This window comes from Anaerotruncus sp. DFI.9.16 (assembly GCF_024461615.1).
Classification (GTDB): domain Bacteria; phylum Bacillota; class Clostridia; order Oscillospirales; family Ruminococcaceae; genus Anaerotruncus; species Anaerotruncus massiliensis.
In genome coordinates, this window is the sequence record NZ_JANFZX010000126.1 from 1 (window position 1) to 1663 (window position 1663).

Genomic DNA, 1663 nt, shown 5'->3' on the forward strand with positions numbered 1-1663 from the left:
TCGACTACCGACAAACTGCGCCGCTCGATGAGCGGCAAATCTAAAACCGCCGTCGACCGGCCATCGACAACCTCCGCCGCTCACTGAGCGGCAAATCCAAAGCGTCCGCCGGCCGCCAGCCGACAATCTCCGCCGCTCCTTGAGCGGCAAATCCGGGAACCCCGCCCTTGACAAAACGCGCCGAATGTTATACACTTAATTAGTATAGTTTATTCCTTTTGGAAAAGCGCGAACGAAGGAGCGGATTTCATGTATATCACCCTCGAAGCCGACTACGCGGTGCGGATTGTCAACTGTCTGGCGAAGAACGGGAGCCGGATGGATGCCAAAGCGCTCTCCGCCGCGACGGGCGTGACCCTGCGCTTTTCCCTCAAAATCCTGCGCAAGCTGGTCGCGCAGGGGATCGTGCGGTCCTATAAGGGCACGCAGGGCGGCTACGAGCTTGCCCGCGCGCCGCAGGAGATCCCGCTCGGAGAAGTCATCGAGACGGTAGAGGGCCCGATTACGATCAGCCGGTGCGTCGGCGGCGACGGGGAGTTCCAGTGCACCCGCGTCGAGGAGGGGGAATGCCGCTTCAACCGCGCCTACGCCGAGATCGCGAAGCTGGTGCGCGACCGCCTCTACGCCATCCATTTCGGCGAATGACCGCGCCGTTTGCCGCGGGGCTGGCCGCCGGATGTGTCTGGGCGGCGGCGGACGCGCTGCTGCTGCGCTATGCCGCGAAAAAGGCGGCGAAAGCTCCCGAACGCGCCGGGACCCTTGTCATGCTGGGGTTTGCGGCGCGCTGGTTTTTTACGATCGCGCTGATCGCGCTGGCGCTGTTTTTACCGCAGCTCGACGCAGTGGGGGCGTTGCTGCCGCTGATTGCGCAGAAGCTGCTGCTGGCCCTGCTCGCGGCGCTGCCCCGCGGACAGAAAACAGACGCGCCGCCCACCGGCGGCGCGCGAAAGGAAGATGGACCCAAATGACAGAACGTGAGAAAATGCTCGCCGGAGAACCGTACGATCCCGGGGATCCCGAGCTGGTGCGGCTGCGTCTGATGATGCGGCAGATCTGCCAGGCCTACAACAATTTGCCGCCCGAGGACGAAGCGGGGCACGACCGCCTGCGTATGCGGATGCTCGGGGCACACAAGGAGCGCGCCTACATGGAGCCGCCCGTGTGGTTTGATTACGGCGTCAACACCTCGGTGGGCGAGCGGTTTTACGCCAACTTCGGCCTGACCGTGCTGGACAGCGCGCAGGTCATCATCGGCGACTATGTGGAGATCGGGCCCAACGTCGATATCTACACCGCCACCCACCCGCTCGATCCGACCGCGCGCGCCACCGGGCTGGAATATGGAAAACCGGTGCGCATCGGCAACCACGTCTGGATCGGCGGGCATACGGTGATCAACCCCGGCGTGACGATCGGCGACAACACGGTGATCGGCTCGGGCAGCGTCGTGACGCGGGATATCCCCGCGGGCGTGCTGGCCGCCGGAAATCCCTGCCGCGTCATCCGGAAGATCGTGGAGAGCCTGTGACCAAAGGGAACTTTCTCGAAAGTTCCCTTTGGAAACCCTCAAAGCGTCTGGCGCAGGCGGGGCGCTGCCCGCAGCCGTCCGCGCGTCCCGTGAGGAGCGCTTAAAGGCCGCGCAGCCGGGCGGCCTTGTTCATGC

3 protein-coding genes are annotated in these 1663 nt (G+C 64.5%); all 3 read left to right on the forward strand.

The genetic code is table 11. The annotated features are described in order from the left end of the window. Positions 1 to 249: 249 nt before the first annotated feature. The 3 genes from NE609_RS17260 to NE609_RS17270 are packed head-to-tail and all read left to right on the forward strand — an operon-like array spanning position 250 to position 1528. Positions 250 to 645 carry an Rrf2 family transcriptional regulator gene (locus NE609_RS17260; protein WP_101549430.1) on the forward strand — a complete coding sequence of 132 codons (396 nt, stop codon included), beginning with the start codon at positions 250 to 252 and terminating at the stop codon, positions 643 to 645. Continuing rightward, positions 642 to 968 (forward strand): ATP synthase subunit I, encoded by a 327-nt coding sequence (locus NE609_RS17265; protein ID WP_256153234.1) that lies wholly within the window; start codon positions 642 to 644, stop codon positions 966 to 968. Before NE609_RS17260 ends, NE609_RS17265 begins: the two co-directional genes overlap by 4 nt. Continuing rightward, positions 965 to 1528 carry a sugar O-acetyltransferase gene (locus NE609_RS17270; protein ID WP_101549433.1) on the forward strand — a complete coding sequence of 188 codons (564 nt, stop codon included), beginning with the start codon at positions 965 to 967 and terminating at the stop codon, positions 1526 to 1528. The genes NE609_RS17265 and NE609_RS17270 overlap by 4 nt, the downstream gene beginning before the upstream one ends. Positions 1529 to 1663 lie beyond the last annotated feature (135 nt).

Excerpts from the sequence above, each read along its gene's own strand:
- NE609_RS17270 (WP_101549433.1), top strand. The coding sequence starts at position 965 with ATGACAGAACGTGAGAAAATGCTCGCCGGAGAACCGTACGATCCCGGG.
- NE609_RS17260 (WP_101549430.1), top strand. The coding sequence starts at position 250 with ATGTATATCACCCTCGAAGCCGACTACGCGGTGCGGATTGTCAACTGT.
- NE609_RS17265 (WP_256153234.1), top strand. The coding sequence starts at position 642 with ATGACCGCGCCGTTTGCCGCGGGGCTGGCCGCCGGATGTGTCTGGGCG.